Below are 1,197 nucleotides of genomic sequence, written 5' to 3' on the forward strand. Positions count from 1 at the left end.
TTCGACCACATACTTGCCGGCCGGCAGCATCTGCGTGCCGTCTCCCGTCGGATTCGCGACGCAGATCGCGCAGTTCGTCGAGGTCGGCTTGCCGCTTGCCGGGCTTCTGCCCGTCACGCTCGGGAACTGGTACATCCCGTCGTACGGTGCGGGCTGCAGCTGATTGAATGCATGCATGCCGTCATAGCACTTGAACTGCGAGTGCGCGGGCAGCGCGCGCTGCTGCGGATCGAGCCATTGCGTGCTGTCCTGCAATGTGAAGAAGAAGGGATCGCCGGTCTCCTGGCCGGGGCAGTTCATGTTCGGCACGTTGTCCGAACGGAAACCCTGCGCCCAGTCGTCCCAGCTGCTGGTCTTCGTGGTGTCCACGAGCGTGAGACTTTGCGTGCCGTCCGCGGCGGTGCCTTCCTGATACAGGTTGACAGTCACGTTCGGTACGTTCGGCGTCCAGCTTGTATGGATCAGCAATGCCGGATCGTCGAACGGCCGCGTCGACGCATAGATGACTTCACCGTGAATGCCGCCGTTCTCGGTCGGGCCGTACGGCGCCTTGCCGAACTCGATGAACGAGCTTTGGCCCGAGAAACCCTGCCATCCCATCGTCGTCACCCAGGGCGGATCGACTCTACCCGTCGACGGATTCGTGCCTGAGCGGTCGTTGCAGTCCGCGTCGTTGCAATACGCCGCACCCGGGACCCGCAGAGGGATCGGCAGGTGTGACGTCGACGATTCCTTCGTGTTGGCGTAGTGCGCCGCGATGGACGAATTGCCGCCACCCGGTGTGCCGTCAGGCGGACCGCCCGCGTCATAAACCACGTGGACGCCCGTCTGTTTGTAGCGTGTCGTGTCCGCTTCGGCGACGTACCAGTTGAACAGCGGGAACACCTCGTTGAACGACGCATAGCCGTTCAGGTCGGTGTTGTTGAAATTCGAATAGCTGCCGTCGCGGAACCGGATATTTGTCGGCACGAGCGGCAGACCGGGTTCGCTGTCTTGCGACACACCGTCGCCATTCGTGTCCATGAAGGTTCGCGTGTACAGGTTCGTGTGCCACTGGAGCACCGCCAGATCGCCGACGTCCTTGGACTGACCGCCCGCCAACTGGACGGCCGTGGCCAGCCCGTCAACGATCTGATCGTTCCATTGATCGAACACCGTGATTCGGAACGTGCCATCAGGCAGACCGCCGATGCTGAA

Annotated in this window: 1 pseudogene; it reads right to left on the reverse strand. The window is 62.4% G+C overall.

Annotated features, from left to right (window positions below):
- Positions 1-1,197: pseudogene (locus HV670_RS30040) on the reverse strand (hypothetical protein); the annotation flags it as partial.

The sequence above is a fragment of the Pararobbsia alpina genome, from assembly GCF_902859895.1.
In the GTDB taxonomy this organism is placed as follows: Bacteria; Pseudomonadota; Gammaproteobacteria; order Burkholderiales; family Burkholderiaceae; genus Pararobbsia; species Pararobbsia alpina.